The 22293-nt window shown below is 39.8% G+C and carries 2 protein-coding genes; both read left to right on the forward strand.

Annotated features, from left to right (window positions below; genetic code table 11):
- Positions 1–22: 22 nt before the first annotated feature.
- Complete coding sequence (locus tag AC6ER9_RS04770) at positions 23–7123, forward strand: Vomp family autotransporter (RefSeq protein ID WP_497075221.1); 7101 nt, start codon at positions 23–25, stop codon at positions 7121–7123.
- Between the two features lie 841 nt (positions 7124–7964).
- The gene (locus AC6ER9_RS04775) at positions 7965–21464 is read left to right on the forward strand and encodes a Vomp family autotransporter (protein WP_497075222.1); all 13500 of its coding nucleotides are present in this window, start codon (positions 7965–7967) and stop codon (positions 21462–21464) included.
- The last annotated feature ends 829 nt before the right edge of the window (positions 21465–22293 follow it).

Here is a 22293-nt window from a genome sequence, read left to right on the forward strand (position 1 = left end):
TTTTTTCATTGGGGAATTTGTTATGAAAAAATTATATACAAAATTAGCGGGGAATGATTCAAAATTTTCTCGTTTTCCTTTTATTAAAGTTGTGTCATTAACTTCAATTGCTGCACTTTTATCGAGTGCTTCTCCTGTTTTTTCAAAAAGTCTTGTTTCAGGAGGAAGGGATTCTACAAACATTTCTACCAACACACAGGAGACTGTTGTGGCATATCCCCAAAGTATGATTTCAGTTTATGGTGACTCTACGGGTTATTTGAGACCTATTAATGTCTCTCAAAGCGATTATGTAACAGCATTGAATACGGCGTTAGCATCAAAAGTGAGTGCTTTAAACGGCTATGTAAATTTTTTAACCGAAACCCTTTCTGAGATAAGCGATAATAATTCTGTTGCGAATATTCTTAAAACAGATAGCAGTAATCGATTGAAAAAAGCGGTCGGCACAGAGGAGAAAAAGCAACAATCGATCATCAATCCCAGATTGTTCGTCCGTGACAACATATTGTCCCAACAATTTACTCAGGATGATGATGGATTAGCAGTTGATGCATCTGATATCACGCAAAATGATTTACCTCCAATAATGCCACGTGATGTATCGGGAAGTAAGGTTACTTTAGGGGAGGAAATTGATGAAAAAACCAACAAAAGTGTTGTTATTGGTGCCAAGTCAACGGTAAAAATGTTAGATCAGAGTATGGGTATTTTGGGGCCGACCACGGTGCTCGGTTATCAGGCGCAAGTTTTTAGAGGGGGAAGTGTTGCTGTTGGTAATAATACACTGATAACGAAAGACGCAGTAGACGGAATTGTTGTTGGTTCTTATGCACAAGTGGGGCAACGAGGTGCTATAGGGTTAGGTTATGGGGCAAAGGGGTCAGGAAAGTCTAGCATTGCTATAGGTTATGCCGTGCAAACTGAAGGGGAGGGTGCTATTGCAATAGGCTCTACGATGCAGGTAAGTTCTTTAAAGGGTGATAATCCAAATGACGAGCAGAACAAAGATGTTGGTCGCACCAAGGCACTTGGTGAAAATTCTTTAGCGATTGGTTCTGAGTCCTTGGCAAGTGCCACTCAGTCTATGGCTTTTGGAATGCAGTCACAAGCAACAGGTGAGAATGCAGTTGCTATAGGTGCTCTGGCTAAGAGTGATAAAGAGAATTCTGTAGCTATCGGTCCTGAGTCATCTGCAAGTGCCCTTCAATCTATGGCTTTTGGATATCAATCGCAAGCAACGGGTAAGAGTTCTGTAGCTATAGGTGCTCTGGCTAAGAGTGATCAAGAGAATTCAGTTTCTATTGGTCCTGAGTCATCTGCAAGTGCTGTTAAGTCTATGGCTTTAGGATATCAATCGCGAGTAACAGCGCAAGAAGGGGTTGCTATAGGGGCACTTTCTGTAGCGGATGTTGGTGGTGCTATTGGAGGTTATGAGCCTTTCACGAAAGGCGATACAAATAATAGGGGCTATGTATGGAAAAGTACGTCAGGGGCCGTTAGTGTTGGTGATAATACTAATAAAATTTCACGGCAAATTACAGGGATAGCAGCTGGTATGAAGGACACCGATGCGGTGAATGTTGCACAGTTGAAGTCATTACAAGACTACGTGGACAAAGGCTGGAAGTTATCTGTTGGTGGTAAAGGTGCTAAAGCTGTTTCTATAGACGGCTCGGTAGATTTGGCAGCTGGAAGTGGCAATTTCGAAATCACAAGAGGCAAAGACGACAATAATATCAAATTTGACCTCGCAAAGGATATTACCCTTAATAGCATAAAAGCAGGCGAAAATACTTTAAATGCAACAGGTTTAACAATTACCGGTGGTTTGCAAATAACGGCTGAGGGTATTAAGGCTGGCAATAAAAAGATAACAGGAGTAGCAGAAGGGACTGATGCTACTGACGCTGTAAATTTTGCACAGCTTCAGCAAGTCGAACAACAAGTTGCAGCCAGTGGCTTTGTAAAACAAGATGATACAACAAGAGATATTACCATTGGTAAGGATACAGATGGTAATAAAATCGATTTTATGAATAAGACTGGTGAGGTTAGAACTCTTACAGGCATAAAAGCTGGTACACTCTCAGAAGACTCAAATGAAGCTGTTATCGGGTCTCAACTGTTTAAGACCAATGAAAATGTAACAACTGCCGCCACAAATATAGCCAAATCCTTTGGAGGTGGAGCTGAATATAAAGATGGCACATGGACAGACCCTACTTTTACGCTTAAAACTTTTGACGCTGAAGGTAATGAAAAAGCTGAAACTTATCATGATGTAGCAAAAGCTTTTGAAGGTGTGGGGCAGTCTTTTACAAACGTTCAGGATAAAATTACCAAAGATATTACAAATAAGTTCAACGACTTTACACAAAACATCACACAGATTACACAAGAAGTTCAAGGCGATGCTTTATTGTGGAGTGACAGTGATAGTGCATTTGTGGCCAAACATGGCGAAAAAGAAGCAAGCAGAAGCAGCAAAATCACGTTTCTTTTAGACGGTGATATTAATGCAGATTCTACAGATGCCATTACAGGTAAACAGCTTTATACTTTAGGTGATAAAGTTGCAAAGTCCTTGGGTGGTGGTGCAGGTTATGAAAATGGCACATGGAATGCTCCTAACTTCACTGTTAAGTCTGTAAATGATGATGGCTCTTTTGAAGAGACAAACTATGATACTGTAGCGGATGCCTTTTCTGGAGTTGGTACTTCTATCACGAATGTTCAGAATAAATTGACTGAACAGATTAATAATGTAGTAAACAAAGTGGAAAGCGAAAGCTTTGTTCAACAAAATGAAGCAACGCATGATCTTACTATTGGTGCAAAAGCAGAAGGAGATAAAATCAACATTGCCAATAAAGATGGTGATGATCGGACTATTTCTGGTGTAAAAGCTGGTACTGAAAGCAACGATGCAGTGAATTTTGCACAACTGAAGGAATTAAAAGAGCAAGTAGCCGCCAGTAGTTTTGTGAAGCAAGATGATACAACAAGAGACATCACCATTGGTAAGGGTACAGATGGTAATAAAATTGATATTACCAACAATAAAAGTGAAAAGCGCACTCTTACAGGCATAAAAGCTGGTACACTCTCAGCAGATTCAAATGAAGCTGTCACGGGTTCTCAGCTTTTTACAACCAATCAAAATGTAACAACTGCCGCTACGAACATAGCCAAGTCTTTTGGTGGTGGTGCTGAATATAAAGATGGTGAATGGACAAAACCTACTTTTACGCTTAAAACGGTTAATGCTGATGGTGAGGAAAAAGATGAAACTTATCATAATGTAGCTGAGGCTTTGAGTGGTGTAGGTCAATCTTTTACAAACGTTCAGGATAAAATCACCAAAGATTTTACAAATAAGTTCAACGATTTTACACAAAACATCACGCAGATTACAGAGCAAGTTAAAGACGATGCCTTATTATGGAGCGATACTGAGCAAGCCTTTGTAGCGGATCATGGTAAGGATGCAGAAAAGAAAAATAGCAAAATTACACATCTTTTAGAGGGTAATATTGCTTCTGATTCAACAGATGCCGTGACAGGTAAACAGCTTTATACTTTAGGTGATAAGGTTGCACAGTCCTTGGGTGGTGGTGCGGAATATAAAGATGGCACATGGAATGCTCCAAGTTTCAAATTTAAGTCTGTTAATGATGATGGTAGCTCTGAAGATAAGACATATAACAATGTAGCGGATGCCTTTTCTGGTGTTGGTACATCTTTCATGAATATTCAGGATAAAATTACCACAGTAAAAGATGAAATAACCAATACAATTAATAATAAAGTCATCAAAGAGCTTAATAAAACAAAGGATGATGCTTTATTGTGGGATGATAAAGTTAGTGCTTTTGTTGCTCAACATGCCCAAAAACCCACAGATGGTGATGAAGATGCTGTTAAGAGCAATAGTAAAATCACATTTCTTTTAAATGGTGATGTTACCGAAGACTCAACCGATGCAATTAACGGTTCCCAACTTTATGCTTTGGGGAACGGAGTTGCGCAGTCTTTTGGTGGTGATGCTAGCTATCAAAATGGCACATGGGTTTCTCCAAAATTTAAGTTTCAAAAGGTTGGTGCTGATGGTAAAACAGAAGAAGTCAACTATGATGATGTGACATCTGCATTTACTGGTGTTGGAGAGAGTTTCCAGAATGTTGTTAAGAAATTTGATGACAAAGTAGAAGAGGTTACACAAACAGTTCAAGGTGATGCCTTATTGTGGAGCGAGAGTGATAATGCATTTGTAGCACAGCACGGTGAAGGAAAGAGCAAGAGTAAAATCACATCTCTTTTGAAGGGTGATGTTACCGAAGAGTCAACCGATGCAATTAACGGTTCTCAACTTTATGCTTTAGGTAGCAGTGTTGCTAAATCTTTAGGGGGAAGCGCTAGCTATGAAAATGGTGAATGGACAGCACCAAGTTTCTCGGTCACATCCGTTGATGATAAAGGTCAGACAGCCACAAAAGAATACCAAAATGTTGCTGATGCATTCACGGGTGTTGGCAGCAGCTTCACGAATGTTGTTAAGAATGTTGATGACAAAGTCGATAGTGTAAAAAAAGACTTTGATGAGAAAATCAATGATATAACGGCAAAAGTGCAAGGCGATGCGTTATTGTGGAGCGAAGATGATGAAGCCTTTGTTGCCAAGCATAACAAGGGTGGAAATGAAGAAAACCAAGAAAAAGTTGCTAGTAAGATAAAATATCTCGCACAAGGAGATATTAATAACACCTCCACAGATGCAATTAACGGTTCCCAACTTTATGCTTTGGGTAGCAGTGTTGCGCAATCTTTAGGGGGGAGTGCTAGCTATGAAAATGGCACATGGGTTTCTCCAAAATTTAAGTTTCAAAAGGTTGGTGCTGATGGTAAAACAGAAGAAGTCAACTATGATGATGTGACATCTGCATTTACTGGTGTTGGAGAGAGTTTCAATAACGTTGTTAAGAAATTTGATGACAAAGTAGAACAGATTACACAAACAGTTCAAGGTGATGCGTTATTGTGGAACAAAAGTGCTAATGCATTTTCTGCGCAGCACGGTGAAGAAAAGAGCAATAGTAAGATTACCTTCCTTGCCGATGGTAACATTAAGCAAGACTCCACCGATGCAATTAACGGTTCCCAACTTTACGGTTTAGGTAACAGTGTTGCTCAATCTTTAGGGGATAGCGCTAGCTATGAAAATGGTGAATGGAAAGCCCCAACATTTAAAGTTAAAAGAGTTAAAACTGATGGCACAGAAGAAGAGCAAAGCTATACGAGTGTCGCAGAAGCTTTTAAAGGTGTTGGAACCATTTTCACAAATATAAAAAATGAAATTATCAAACAGATTAATAATGTAGTTACCAAAATAGAGGATGAGAGTTTTATTCAGCAGGATAAGCAAACCAATCGCCTTACTATTGGTGCTAAAACAGAAGGTACAGAAATCAATATTGCCAACAAAAGTGGTGCAAATCGAATAATTTCTGGCGTAGATGATGCAAAGAGTAAAAATGATGCTGTTAACAAAGGTCAGCTTGATAGTGGCATCAAGAAGGTGACTGACCAAATAACAAATATTACAGAGAAAGTTCAAGGTGATGCCTTATTGTGGAGCGAAAGTGACGGTGCATTTTCTGCACAGCATGGCGCAGAAAAGAGCAAGAGTAAGATCACCTTTCTTGCGGATGGTAACATTACGAAAGACTCCACCGATGCGGTCACAGGCTCACAGCTTTATTCGATGAGTAATCAGCTTGCTGGATATTTGGAGAGTGGCGCAGGCTATGATGAGAATGGAGAATGGAAAAAGCCCATCTTTATGCTTAACACAGTTAAAGGTGATGGTACAGAAAGTGAAGAAAGTTATGATACTGTAGCGGATGCCTTTTCTGCTGTTGGTACATCTTTCAAGAATATTCAGAACAAAATCACCAATGAAATCACCAACGAGATTAATAAAACAAAAGGCGATGCTTTATTGTGGAATAATGAAAAAGAAGCTTTTGTTGCTCAGCATGGTGAAGAAAAAGCAAGAAGCAAGATCACCTTTCTTGCCGATGGTGACATTACGAAAGAATCGACCGATGCAATCAATGGTTCTCAGCTTTATTCAGTAATTGATTCCCTTTCCAAGTACTTTGGTGGTGAGGCAGGCTATCAGAATGGGCAATGGAAAGATCCCAAATTCGAGGTTGCACAATTCAATAAGGATGGTAATAACAAGAAAAGCTATAATAATGTTGCTGATGCGTTTGAAGGTGTTAATCAAAGCATGGAAAACATTAACGAGCGTATTAATAATGTGACTCAAAATGTCGCATCGAGTGGTTTAAATTGGAACGATAAAGAAAAAGCTTTCGACGCTAATCATGAAGAAACACCAAGTAGGATCACACATGTAGCGGATGGTGACGTATCTGAACATTCAACAGATGCTGTTAATGGTAGCCAACTTTATAAGACAAATCAGAGGGTTGAAAAGGTTGAAGAGCGTGTAGACAATATTAATCAACAGGTCAAAGATATTGAAAATACGGTTACGAATGATGCAGTGAAGTATGATAAAGGTGAAGATGGCAAGAAAAACGGTAAAATCACATTAGTGGGTGCAAATGAAAGTGATCCGGTTTTGATAGGCAATGTAGCAAGTGGTGAGGTATCGGAATTTTCCAAAGAAGCTGTTAATGGTAGTCAACTTTATCAGACAAAGAAACAGGTAGAGACAGTTCTTGATGATGCAAAAAAATATACGGATGAACGTTTTAATAGCATTATCAATGACACGATAGGTGATGTTATTCACGAAGCAAAATCTTACACGGATATAAAATTTGAAGCATTAAAGTACGATATTAAGACAGTTCAGAAAGAGGCAAGGCAGGCAGCGGCGATAGGTTTGGCAGTATCAAACTTGAGTTATTTTGATACACCAGGCGCTTTAAGTGTTTCGTTTGGTACGGGTCTATGGCGTAATGAAACAGCTTTAGCGATTGGAGCTGGCTATATGTCAGAAGATGGCAAGATCCGTTCTAATATATCTGCCGCGAACTCTGGTGGACATTGGGGAATAGGTGCGGGCTTAAGACTCAAGCTAAATTGATGGTAGAAAAGAACGTGTTATGAAGAAAAATATTCGCCTTGTCCCCACATGAATGAGGGCGAATACTCCACAGATACAAACATTACAATACAAATATTATTGTTTGTTAAATAATGTTTGTATCTGTCAATAATCATAGTCTTAATGATGCGGCCAACTTCAAAATTTTATTAAAAGCACTTCGCTTCCTTTATGGCAGAAATATTGTAAAAATATCACACTAGAATCCATAATGATTATTTTGATTGAAAATAATCATTTTTTTGTTGCCATTCTATTATAGAGTGGATATTGCTACATAAAGTATATTAGTAAGACTCATTTCGATTGAATAAATTTTCAAAGGGGGGGTAAGTAGTGCGTAAAGATAAAATATACACCAAAAGAGTGTATATACTTCCAGATATGTCTCATTGCATAACAATTAAAACAAAAATTTAGATAGAGAACATAATATCTGGAGAATATATATCCCTGTAATTAATATAATCCATTTTACTTCACTTATTATTAAGCAAATAGTGCTTTCTAATAAAACTAAAGTCTATAAACAGAAAAACATGCACTAAAAAACTTTATAAAGCATTTTATAGTAAAAACGACAAAGTAAAAAACAGTATTAATACAAAAAAATCTCTTTTCACGTTAGGTAGCTAAACAACATACGAACGATCAACAAACTAGGTTTCAGTATAAAAACACACAAAACAAAAAGACAAAAGACTCAAAATGTACACATTATAAACAATCGCTCCATCTCTCATCTCTCAAGCGAGAAACTAATGCTGAAATGTGTCTTTTTTATGTTTTGGAGGCGTTTTTCTTACTTGGAGAATTTATTATGAAGAAAATATATGCCACACGAACAGCAAACAAATTAAAAGATTCTCATTTTTCTTTTGTTAAAGTTCTGTCGTTGGCTACAGCAGCGACATTTTTATCAAATTTTTCTCCTGTTTTTGCAGCAAATACTGATTTTAGAAACACCTTTCTTGAAGGTGTTAACAGTGCTGTTATGTCTTATCCACAAAGCATCATCGCTGGTGCTGGTTTGAATACTTCTTCTGATAAATCAAAAGAAAATTATGTAACGGCGTTGAATGCAGCGCTAGCAGCAAAAGTGGCAGCAAAAGCGAATGCTTCTAATGACTATGTGAATTTTCTTACCAACACTCTTTTAAAGAGCAATAATGCTAAATCTATCGAGAATGTTTCAACAGCAGAAAACCGTGATCTGTCTCAAAGAATGGTAAATATCGCGGATAAAAATAAAAGACCTCTCCCTAATCCACAATGGTCTGTTGATAACAACTTTCCTCCCCAACTATTTAATCAGAATAGAGAAGATGCCGCGGTTATTGATGTTTCTAATAACTCGCGGAATGATTCATCTACAGGGTTAGGGAACGCTAGAATGGCACGCAGTGGTATCATGCCACGGGCAGCAAGTAATGATCTAATAGATAAGTCATTTAATGTTATGATAGTGGATCAAATGGTTTCGGTGGAGGCGGAAAGATCTGTTGTTATTGGTGTGGGAGCTATTGCAGGCAATGCGAGTCAAGTAGGATCAAGTGCAAGCGGGTCTTACACTGAACATTCTGTTATTATTGGTTATCGTGCAGAAGGCAGATTTAAAGAATCTGTTTCTGTTGGTTCAGAAGCAAAAACAGGGGGGAAATATGGGGTTGCAATGGGTAAAAAGGCACTCGCCTTGTCAGAAGGATCGATTGCTATAGGTTATAGGTCATGGACAGGTGGTGCCGGTAACTTTCAGGGTTTTTCAGGGCCATACAGCACGGCGTTGGGGTTTCAGGCTAAGGCTACGGTTGATTCCGCTGTTGCTCTAGGGGCGAATTCTTTTGTTGATACTGTTGCTAATGTTGATGGTTATATTCCTTTCGGAAAAGATATTAAAGGCGATAAAGGGTATATATGGAAAAGCACGCTAGGTGCTGTTAGTGTTGGTAATGTTCCAGATAGTAAAACACGACAAATTATCGGAGTAGCGGCTGGTACTAAGGACACGGATGCCGTCAACGTTGCGCAGCTGAAAGCAGTAGAAAGTACCGTAGGAAATTGGCAAGTTTCTGCTAATGGCAAAAACACCACAGTTGTGAGTACAGGCAAAGTAGTAGACTTTTCTGCCGGCAGTAGCAACCTTAACATTACCAAAGGCGATAAAAACAATAATGTAAAATTTGATTTAGCTCAAGACCTCACTTTAAATAGCATAAAAATACCCGCTACAGAGAAAGCTGGAAAATCTGGTTTATCCATAGAAGGCAGAGGAATAACTATGGGGGGGCTTACTTTTGATGATGATGGTTTTAGGATTGAGAATGGTCCCAAATTTACCACGAATGGTATTGACGTTGCAAATCAAAAAATCACGGGAGTAGCAACGGGTACCAACGACACCGATGCAGTTAACGTTGCCCAGTTAAAAGAAGCCGTATCTCAGTCTAAAGACAGCCTTTCTGATTGGTCTAAAGACAGGGTGAGAATAGGTGCTGGTGAAGCACTTAGTAAACCAGGAAGTGTTGTAATGGGAGCAGGCTGGTCGGATTACGTGGCTGGTCCTGGTTCTGGTGCTACTATATACCACGCTCCACAGGTATCCGCAGACTTTGGCATAGCTATAGGTACAGATGCTAAAGTTCGAAAGAATTCTAAAGGAGCAATTGCTCTTGGTTATTATGCGAGCGTGGAGGATAATGTTGAGGGAGCCATTGCTTTAGGCAAAAACTCTCAGGCTTTAGTTGCGGGGAAGATTGCAGGCTATGATCCGAAGACTGGAAAAGCTTCAACATCAAACAATATTGAATGGAAATCTGGTAGTTTTGGTGCGTTGAGTATTGGTAAATCTGGCATTTTTACACGGCAGATTGTGGGGGTTGCAGCTGGTACCAACGACACTGATGCCGTTAACGTTGCACAGCTAAAAGCGCTACGAGATTCTGTAAACGTAAATTGGGAGCTCTCTATTGACGGCAAAAACAAGACGAATGTTAATGCAACCAGCCCAATGGATTTAGCAGCTGGCAGTAGCAACCTTAGCATCACAAAAGGCGAGAAAGACAATAAGGTCAAATTTGATCTTGCAAAGGAAATTACACTCGATAAGGTTACAGCAGGGAAAAATGTCTTTGATGCCACGGGATTAGTCATTCAGAATGGTCCCCAAATAACCACCGATGGCATTAACGCCGCAAATAAAAAAATCACGGGAGTAGCAGCTGGTACCGATGACACCGATGCCGTTAACTTTTCACAGCTAAAAGCAGCCCAAGCGGCAGCAGCTATAAGAGGTTTAAAAATTAACGACACGAACAACGACCTTTCGTTTAAAGATCCTGAAGCTAAGGGAGAAGAGGCAATTGCCATCGGAAACGGCGCAAAAGCCAACGGATATGATGCAATTGCCCTTGGATACCGTGCAGAAGCCAGTTATACAAAATCGTTCGCCCTTGGGGATCAAGCAAAAGCTAGCGAAGATTATGCAGCTGCCTTCGGTACCTTAGCAAAGGCCAGTGGACGCAATGCAATTGCCTTTGGACACGGTGCAGAGGCCAGCAAAACCGATGCAGTTGCCTTAGGTTCAAGTTCTATCGCTGATGTTGATGCTGGTGTTGCGGGATATGATCCTAGGATTAGAGCAAATTCAAATGAACAGGACAAGGCTTGGAAATCCAGTTATGGCGCACTCAGCATTGGTAATACTGAGCAAGGTAAAACCAGACAGATTATAAATGTTGCTGCTGGTACCAACGACACTGATGCCGTCAACGTTGCACAGCTAAAAGCGCTACAAAACTCTATAAATCCGAGTTGGGATCTCTCAGTTAATGGTAAAAATAAAACGAATGTTAATTCAACCAGCTCAATGGATTTAGCAGCTGCTAGTGACAACCTTAGTATCACAAAAGGCGAAGACGACAATAATGTCAAATTTGATCTCGCAAAGAATATTACACTAGAGAGCATAAAAGCAGGCGAGAATACTTTAAACGCCACGGGTTTAATCATTGCAAGTGGTCCCCAAATAACCACCGATGGCATTAACGCCGCAAATAAAAAAATCACAGGAGTAGCAGAAGGTACCAACGACACCGACGCTGTAAATTTTTCACAACTGGAGAAAGTCAAAGAACAAGTGGCCGCCAGTAGCTTTGTGAAACAAAATCCTGACACGAAAGATATCACCATTGGTAAAGAAACAGGTGGTGATAAAATCGATATTGCCAACAATGAAAATGGTAAACGTACTCTTACAGGCATAAAAGATGCTATACTCTCAGCAGATTCAAGTGATGCCGTAAATGGTTCGCAGCTTTATGCTCTTGGTGATAATGTTGCCAAATATTTTGGTGGTGGTGCTAGTTATGAGGGTGGCACATGGAGTGCACCACAATTTAAATTTCAAAAGATTGACGCTGATGGAGAAATAGAAGATGGCAACTATGATAATGTAACAACAGCCTTTTCTGGTGTTGGTACAAGCTTTGAGAATATTGTTAACAATTTTGATAAAAAACTTGAAGCAGCGACACAACAAGTTGAAAACAATATCACCCAAATTACAGAGCAAGTCCAAGGCGATGCGTTATTGTGGAGCGATACCGATAGAGCTTTTGTAGCTAAGCATGTCAAAAATGGAGAAGATGACACAAAGGTTGCCAGCAAGGTCACATCTCTTGCAGAAGGCAATATTTCTGAAGGTTCTACAGATGCGATAACTGGTTCTCAGCTTTATGAAACGAATAGCAAGATTGCACAATATTTAGGTGGAGGAGCTGGTTATAAAGAGAGCACATGGAGTAATCCAACTTTTAAAGTGAAAATTGTTGATGCTGATGGTCAGGAAAAGGATGAAGACTATCAGAATGTCGCTGCAGCTTTTGAAGGAGTTGGTACATCCTTCACCAATATCAAAAAAGAGATAACCAAACAGGTTAACAACCTTCAGTCAGATGATTCAGCGGTTGTTCACTATGATAAGAAGAAGGATGAATCTGGAAGCATTGATTATACGAATGTCACCTTGGGTAAAGGTGCGAATGCTCCTGCTGTTGCGCTTCATAATATTGCAGACGGTCAGATTTCTCAGGATTCCCACGATGCAATCAATGGTTCTCAACTTTATGCTCTTGGTGATAATGTTGCTCAATTTCTTGGTGGTAGTGCTAGCTATAAAGATGGCTCATGGACTGCTCCGACATTTGCATTTAAAACTGTTGGTGAAGATGGTAAAACAGAAGAAGGCAGCTATGCTAATGTAACAACAGCTTTTTCTGGTGTTGGTACAAGCTTTGAGAATATTGTTAACAATTTTGATAAAAAAATTAAAGAAACGACACAAAAAATTGAAAATAATATCACGGAAATTACAGAGCATGTTCAAGGCGATGCCTTATTGTGGAGTGATACCGATGGAGCTTTTGTAGCCAAGCATAAAAAGGTTGGAACTGAAGAAGAACAGGAAAAAACCGCAAGTAAGATTACGTATCTTGCGAATGGTACGATCGCTCAAGACTCCACCGATGCGATAACTGGCTTCCAGCTTTATAGTCTGGGTAGCAATGTTGCCAAATATTTTGGTGGTGACGCTAGCTATGAAAATGGCGAATGGGTTGCACCACCATTTAAATTTCAAAAGGTTGACGCTGATGGTAAAACAGAAGAAGTCAGCTATAATAATGTAGCATCTGCATTTACCGGCGTTGGAGAGAGTTTCAAGAACGTTGTTGAAAAAATTAATAACAAAGTAGAACATATAACAGAGCAAGTCCAAGGCGATGCGTTATTGTGGAGCGATACCGATGAAGCTTTTGTCGCCAAGCATAGCAAGGCTGGAGAAGAAGGAAAAGAGAAGGTCGCAAGTAAGATCAAATCTCTTGCGAATGGTACGATCGCTCAAGACTCCACAGATGCAATAACTGGTTCTCAGCTTTATGCCCTTGGTGATAATGTTGCGCAGTCTTTAGGTGGTAGCGCTAGCTATAAAGATGGCACATGGACTGCTCCCAATTTCAAGCTCAAGATTGTTGATGTTGGTGATCAAGAAGGTGAGGAGAAGACATATCATGATGTTGCTTCTGCATTTTCTGGTGTTGATACAAGTATTCATAACGTTGTTAACAAGTTTGATGCTAAAATAGCAGATGTTACGAAATACATTCAGGATAATACTTTATTGTGGGACAAAAATGCCAATGCCTTTATTGCACAGCATGGTGAGGAAAAAAGCAACAGCAAGATCACATCCCTTGCCGATGGTTCTATTGTAGCAGGTTCAAGCGATGCGGTTACGGGTGGTCAGATTAATAGGATTGTTTCTGGTGTTACAAGTGCATTAGGTGGCGACGCATCATTGAGTCCCGATGGTACTTTTAAAGGACCTACCTATGGCTTATCGACGGTTTCTAAAGCAGGTGAGGTAACAAGTAAATCGTATGAAGGTGTTGAAAAAGCCTTTGAAGGACTTGATGATAATATCAAGACTGTGAACGATCGCATTAAGGAAGTCTCAGAGGGCGTTGCACAGGATTCTTTAAACTGGAGTGATGCTGATGGTGCTTTTGTTGCACAACATAAAGCGGAAGAAGGTAAAAAGGAAAACAGTAAGATAAAATTCCTTGCGGATGGAGATATTAAGGAAAACTCTACAGAAGCTGTAACTGGTGGACAGCTTTATAGCTTGAATCAGACGCTTGCAAAGTATTTTGGTGGTAGTGCTAGCTATAAAGATGGCGCATGGACTGCCCCGACATTTACATTTAAAACTGTTAACGCTGATGGTAAAACAACAGAAGGCAACTATGATAATGTAACAGCAGCCTTTTCTGGTGTTGGTACAGGCTTTGAGAATATTGTTAACAACTTTGATCAAAAACTTGAAGCAGCGACACAACAAGTTGAAAACAATATCACCAAAATTACAGAGCATGTCCAGGGCGATGCTTTATTGTGGGATAAAGAGCAGAACGCTTTTGTTGCACAACATGAGGAAGAAGGTAGCAAAGAAAAAGGTATTAAGAGCAACAGTCGGATCACCTTTCTTCAGGCAGGCAAAATATCAAGTGATTCCACAGATGCAATTAACGGTTCGCAGCTTTATGCTCTTGGTGATAATGTTGCTCAATCTCTGGGTGGTAGTGCTAGCTATAAAGATGGCACATGGGTTGCACCACAATTTAAATTTCAAAAGGTTAACGCTGATGGAAAAACAGAAGAAGGAAGCTATGATAATGTAGCATCTGCGTTTACTGGCGTTGGAGAGAGTTTTGATAATGTTGTTAAGCAACTTGATGACAAAGTAGAACATGTTACGCAAACAGTTCAAGGCGATGCCTTATTGTGGAGTGATTCTGATAAAGCATTTGTAGCGACACATGGTGAAGGTAAAGATAAAAGTAATCGCAAGATTACATCTCTTGCGGTAGGAAGTATTGTTGAAGGTTCCACGGATGCGATCACAGGTTCTCAGCTTTATGAAACAAATAGCAAGCTCGCACAATATTTAGGGGGAGGAGCTGGTTATACAGAGAGCACATGGCGTAATCCAACTTTTAAAGTGAAAACTGTTGACGCTGATGGTCAGGAAAAGGATGAAGACTATCAGAATGTTGCTGCAGCTTTTGAAGGAGTTGGTACATCTTTCACCAATATCAAAAAAGAGATAACCAAACAGGTTAACAATCTTCAGTCAGATGATTCAGCGGTTGTTCACTATGATAAGCAGAAGGATGAATCTGGAAGCATTGATTATACGAACATCACCTTGGGTAAAGGTGCAAATGCTCCTGCTGTTGCACTTCATAATATTGCCGATGGTAACATTGCAAAAGATTCAAAAGACGCAATTAACGGTTCGCAGCTTTATGATCTTGGTAGCAAAGTTGCGCAGTATTTTGGTGGTGATGCTAGCTATGAGGGTGGTACATGGGTTGCACCACCATTTAAATTTCAAAAGGTTGATAATGATGGTAAAACAACAGAAGGCAGCTATGCTAATGTAACAACAGCTTTTTCTGGTGTTGGTACAAGCTTTGAGAATATTGTTAACAATTTTGATAAAAAAATTAAAGAAACGACACAAAAAATTGAAAACAATATCACTGAAATTACAGAGCATGTTCAAGGTGATGCTTTATTGTGGAATAAAGAGCAGAAAGCTTTTGTTGCACAACATGAGGAAGAAGGTAGCAAAGAAGAAGATGTTAAGAGCAACAGTCGGATCACCTTTCTTCAGGAAGGCAAAATATCAAGTGACTCCACGGACGCAATTAACGGTTCTCAACTTTATGAAACGAATAGCAAACTTGCACAATATTTAGGTGGAGGAGCTGATTATACAGATAGAACATGGAGTAATCCAACTTTTAAATTTCAAAAGGTTAACGCTGAAGGTTATACAGAAGAAGCAAGTTACGATAATGTAGCATCTGCTTTTACTGGCGTTGGAGAGAGTTTTAAGAACGTTGTTGAAAAAATTAATAACAAAGTAGAACATATAACAGAACAAGTTCAAGGCGACGCCTTGTTGTGGAGCGATGCTGATAAAGCTTTTGTGGCCAAGCATAAAAAGGTTGGCGCTGAAGAAGAACAGGAAAAAACCGCAAGCAAGATTACGTATCTTGCGAATGGTGCGATCACTCAAGACTCCACCGATGCGATAACCGGTTCCCAACTTTATGAAACAAATAGCAAGCTTGCACAATATTTAGGTGGTGATGCTAGCTATAAAGATGGCACATGGATTGCACCAAGCTTTAAGGTTAAAACCATTAAAGGTGACGGCAATACTGGAGAAGAGGATTATACGAGTGTATCTGAAGCATTTGCCGGTGTAGGGACTTCTTTCACCAATCTTCATAATGAGCTTAACAAAGAGATTAGCCAAGTCGTCAGTGATAGTCTTGTTAAGCAAGAGAAAGAGGGTGATCCTATTACTATCGGTAAGGAAACAGAGGGTAGTATAATTAGCTTTCAAAATAAGAATAAAGAAAACCGAACTCTTTCCGGTTTGATAGGTGGAACAATCTCTAAAGATTCAGATGAAGCGGTCAATGGTTCCCAGCTTTATGATCTTGGTAGCAAAGTTTCTCAATCTCTTGGTGGTGATGCTAGCTATGAGAATGGCGCATGGAGAGCCCCAAGCTTTAAGGTTAAGACTATCAATGAGGATGGTACTAAAGTTGAAGATAAGGATTATACGAGTGTATCTGAAGCATTGGCTGGTGTAGGGACTTCTTTTGAGAATCTTCACAAAGAGTTTACCCAAAGCAATACAGAAGTTACTGAAAACATTAAACAGAATGCATTGTTGTGGAGCGATGAGAGCAATGCCTTTGTCGCTCAGCACGGGAAAGATGAAGCTGCAAAAACGAATAGCAAGATTACATTTCTTGCCGATGGTAATATTGCAAAGGATTCAAGTGATGCCATAAATGGTTCGCAGCTTTATGATCTTGGTAGCAGTGTTGCCAAATATTTTGGTGGTGACGCTGGTTATGAGGGTGGCAAATGGGTTGTATCACCATTTAAATTTCAAAAGGTTGACGCTGGTGGTGAAATAGAAGATGGCAACTATGATAATGTAACAACAGCCTTTTCTGGTGTTGGTAACAGCTTTGAGAATATTGTTAACAACTTTGATAAAAAACTTGAAGAAACGACACAACAAGTTGAAAACAAGATCACTAACATTACAGAGCATGTTCAAGGCGATGCTTTATTGTGGGATAAAGAGCAGAAGGCTTTCGTTGCCCAACATGTCCAAAAATCCACAGATGATAATGAAGAAGATGTTAAGAGCAACAGTAAGATCACGTCTCTTTTGAATGGAGATATTTCTGCCACCTCCACAGACGCAATTAACGGTTCCCAGCTTTATCAACTTGGTAGCAATGTTGCTCAATCTCTTGGTGGTAGTGCTAGCTATAAAGATGGTGCATGGACTGCTCCGGAATTTACATTTAAAACTGTTGGTGCTGATGGTAAAATAGAAGAAGGAAGCTATGATAATGTAGCATCTGCGTTTACTGGCGTTGGAGAGAGTTTTGATAATGTTGTTAAGAAACTTGATGACAAAGTAGAACATATAACAGAGCAAGTCCAAGGTGATGCTTTATTATGGGATAAAGAGCAAAAAGCCTTTGTAGCGCAGCATGGAGAAGGCGATAATAGAAAAGCAAGCAAGATCATGTTCCTTGCGGATGGAGATATTAAAGAAAACTCCATGGAAGCGATTAACGGTGGTCAGATCTATGATTTAAAGAAACAGTTTGCTGGGTACTTTGGCAATGGTGCTGGTTATAATGAGAAAGGCGAATGGAAAAATCCTGACTTCCAAATTCAGGCTTTCAATAATGATGGCACGAAAGGTGATAAAAAAAGCAGTGATAATGTTGCAAGTGCGTTTAATGACATTAATGACAGCATGAGCGCTATCAACAATCGCATTAAGGAAGTTTCAGAAGGCGTTGCACAGGATTCTTTAAATTGGAGTGATACTGAAGGTGCTTTTGTAGCGCGGCATGGTGAACAAGAAAAAACGAATAGCAAAATTAAATTTCTTGCTGATGGTGACATTACGAAAGAATCGACAGAAGCTATAACTGGTGGACAAATTCATACACTCACTCATGATGTATCAAAGATTTTAGGTGGAGGTGTTGAGTTTACAAATGGCCAATTGAGCAAAGATAAATTCACAGTTAAGGCTTTCAATTCAGAAAAGAATGAATCTGAAGATACAAGTTATGATAGTGTAGCAGAAGCGTTTGCTGGTGTAGGAAGTTCTTTTGAGAATGTGGTTAATGATTTTACTAAAAAAGTAGATGGTATTACTGAACATGTTCAGGGCGATGCATTGTTGTGGAGCGATAAGAGTAATGCCTTTGTTGCACAGCATGGTGAGGCAAAAAGCAATAGTAAGATCACATCTCTCGCAGCAGGAAGTATTTCTGAAGGTTCCACGGATGCGGTAATTGGTGGACAACTTTATGAAACGAATAGCAAGCTTGCACAATATTTAGGTGGTGGAGCTGGTTATAAAGATAGCACATGGAGTGCTCCAAGCTTCAAGGTTACAACCGTAAAGGAAGATGGGAGTGATGTTGAAGAGCAGAGCTATGCGAGTGTATCGGAAGCGTTTGCTGGTGTAGGCACTTCTTTCAAGAATATTCATCAAGAGCTTAAGAATGAGATTAATCAAGTTGTGGGGGATAGTCTTGTTAAACAAGAGAAAGAGGGTGATCCTATTACTATCGGTAAGGAAACAGAGGGTAGTATAATTAGCTTTCAAAATAAGAATAAAGAAAACCGAACCCTTTCCGGTTTGATAGGTGGAACAATCTCTAAAGATTCAGATGAAGCGGTCAATGGTTCTCAGCTTTATGAGACCAATGATAAGGTTGCAACCTATTTAGGGGGTGGTGCGCGTTATGAGAATGGCACATGGACTGCCCCAAGCTTCAAGTTTAAGACTGTCAATGAGGATGGTACTAAAGTTGAAGATAAGGATTATGCGAGTGTATCTGAAGCATTGGCTGGTGTGGGAAATTCTTTTGAGAATCTTCACAAAGAGTTTACCCAAAGCAATACAGAGGTTACTGAAAACATTAAACAGAATGCATTGTTGTGGAGTGATGAGAGCAATGCCTTTGTCGCTCAGCACGGGAAAGATGATGCAGCAAAAACAAATAGTAAGATTACGTTTCTTGCAAATGGTATGATTACTCAAGACTCCACAGATGCTGTAAATGGTTCCCAGCTTTATAGTTTGGGGAGCAGTGTTGCGAAGTCTTTAGGGGGTGGTGCGCATTATGAGAATGGTGCGTGGACTGCTCCAAACTTCAAGGTAAAAACCATTAAAGATGATGGTCATTCTGGAGAAGAGGATTATACGAGTGTATCTGAAGCATTTGCTGGTGTAGGGACTTCTTTTATCAATATTAAGAATGAATTTAACAAAGAGATTAGCCAAGTGGTTAGTGATAGTCTTGTTAAGCAGGATGCTGATACGAAAGTCATCAAGATAGGAGCAGAAAAAGGCGGCAGCACCATTAGTATTGCCAATAGTGGCGATGCACCACGGACGCTTTCAGGTGTGAAAGCAGGAGCACTTTCGGCAGAATCGAATGATGCGGTCAATGGTTCCCAGCTTTATTCAATGAGTAATACACTAGCGACCTATTTTGGTGGAGGTGCTGGCTATAAGAATGGAGAATGGAGCCAACCCAACTTCAAGGTTACCACAGTCAAGGAAGACGGCAGAGGTGTTGAAGAGCAAAGCTATGCGAGTGTATCTGAGGCGCTTTCTGGTGTAGGGACTTCTTTCACCAATCTTCATAATGAGCTCAAGAATGAGATTAAGCAAGTTGTGGGTGATAGTCTTGTTAAGCAAGATGCTCAGACACATGTTATTAGTGTAGGAGGAGAAAAGAGCGGTACTGAAGTTAACTTTGCCAATATTGATGGTGCCTCACGGACGCTTTCAGGTGTGAAGGCAGGAGCACTTTCGGCAGAATCGAGAGATGCAGTTAATGGTTCACAGCTTTTTGCCACCAATCAACATGTGAATGCTGTATCTGATGATTTACAAACAGCAGCCATGGATATAGCGAAATCGCTTGGTGGTGGTGCTGAATATAAAGAAGGTCAATGGAAAGCGCCAAGCTTTAGAGTTAAAATCATTAAGGATGATGGTCATTCTGGAGAAGAGGATTATGAGAGTGTATCTGAAGCGTTTGCTGGTGTAGGTACTTCTTTCACCAATCTTCATAATGAGCTTAAGAATGAGATTAACCAAGTTGTCAGTGATAGTCTTGTTAAGCAGGATTCAGACAGTAAGGTTATCCGCATTGGTTCAGAGAAAGAGGGTACAGAAATCAGCATTGCCAACAGTGCAGGTGCAGTGCGTAGTCTTTCTGGCGTAAAAGCGGCAACAGTTTCAGAAGGCTCGACAGAGGCAGTGAATGGTGGTCAGCTTTATTCTTTAAATCAGACGTTAGCGACGTATTTTGGAGGTGGAGCTCGTTATGAAGAAGGTCAATGGACCGCACCTACATTCACATTAACCAGCTTCAATTCTGATGGGAGTTCAGAAGAGAAGAGCTATAATAATGTTGCAGCAGCCTTTGCCGGTATGAATAGTTCCTTCACGCAGCTTCATGATACTATTTCTGACAATATTGAGCAGAATGCGTTGTTGTGGAGTGATGAAGATCAAGCTTTTGTAGCGCTTCATGGGAAAGGATCTCAAAGAAGCAAGAGCAAATTGAAGTCACTTTTAGATGGTGACATTTCAGAAGGTTCTACAGAAGCGATCACGGGAAATCAGCTTTATTCACTCAATCAGACGTTAGCGCTGTATTTAGGAGGAGGAGCGAGCTATGAAGGAGGGCATTGGACAGCACCCGAATTCAAGGTTGCACAATTCAATAGCGATGGCGGTTCGTCAGATAAGAAGGTTTATAATGATGTTGCTGGTGCCTTTGAAGGTGTTAGTGAGGGTATGACGAGTATCAACGATCGTATTACGGAGGTTGCGAACAATCTTGATACGAATGGCTTGAATTGGAATGAAGACAAGGGTGCGTATGATGCTGGTCATAAAGGAGAATCGAGTAAGATAACGAATGTTTCCGATGGTGCGGTAGAGGAAGGCTCGAAAGATGTTGTAAATGGCGGTCAGCTTTGGGATACGAATAATAGGGTTAGCAAGGTTGAAGACCGTGTAGATACGATAGATCAACATGTAAAAGATATTGAAACGGCCGTAACTGATGGCGCAGTTAACTATGATAAAGGAGCGGATGGTAAGAAGAGCAATAGCATCACGTTGGTCGGGGGAGATGAAAGTGCTCCGGTATTAATAGACAATGTGGGTGATGGTAAGATTGAGAAAGGTTCTCATGAAGCAGTTAATGGCGGTCAGTTGCATGATTATACGGAAGAGCAGATGAAGATTGTTCTTGATGATGCGAAGAAATATACGGATGAACAAGTAAGTAGTTTTGTCAACAATGGCATTAGCGAGGCTAAATCCTATACGGATATGAAGTTTGATACGTTGAGTTATGCGATTGAGGATGTTCGCAAAGAGGCAAGAAAAGCGGCAGCTATAGGTTTGGCAGTGGCAAATTTACGCTACAATGATACACCTGGAAAATTAAGTGTCGCAATTGGTAGTGGTATATGGGAGAATCAATCCGCTTTTGCTATTGGTGCTGGATATACATCACAGAATGGAGATATTCGGTCTAGTTTGTCTATAACCAGTGCGGGAGGTCGCTGGGGCATTGGTGCTGGATTTAGTATGACATTGAATTGATAATAAAAACACATTAGGAAAAACTATATTCACCTCTTCGGATTAGAGAGAGGTGAATCGTTTTTCGTAGGCAAAAAACGTTTATATGACCAACAGATGGGCACGTTTAATTATCAAATACTGTAGTAAAAACAATATAGAAAGACACACTTCATTTCTCATGAACAGTAATAATTTTTCCTCTACATAAAAGAAAATCTTAATAAATATCTAAAAAGACTCACTTTTTTCTTGCTATTCCCTTTAAAAGCTTATATTGGTACAAAAGGTACATTATTAAGACTCATTTTGTTTGAAAGAGATTTCTCTTGATTCGCGGGGAGATTTCTAAACATCTCAAAGGGGACTCACAATGCATTTAAATCAAGAGCGCAGCGCGTTAGCACATTTTTATTATAACGTCGCACTCAAACCCCTTCTGAGTAAAGAACGGGGCTTGTAAAGTATCTTGTTTCTAAAATAATGGCACCCCCACTTAGATGCTGCTAAGGTTTTAATTTACTAAAATTCAGTTAAAAAATTACATCTATCAATTGTTTAAGCGGTTTTGACACGTCGAAGTAAGCTTAACTCAGTGCAAAAACAGCATCTCAAAAGAGAAAAACCTCCATTATACAAACAATCCCTTATCTTTGCGATAAAAAGCAAAAAGGGAAAAGACTCAAAACGTTACTGCTTTCATTAAAGTATAACTCATAACCATAAATTCATTACAGCCTGAAAAAACATGTCAAAAACAACTCAAAACCTCATAGCTGGTAGATCCCTAATGTCAAAATATGTCTTTTTTATGTCGTTAGTTCGTTTTTTTCGTGGGGGAGATGATAAG

The sequence above is a fragment of the Bartonella sp. SL317 genome (genome assembly GCF_059687655.1).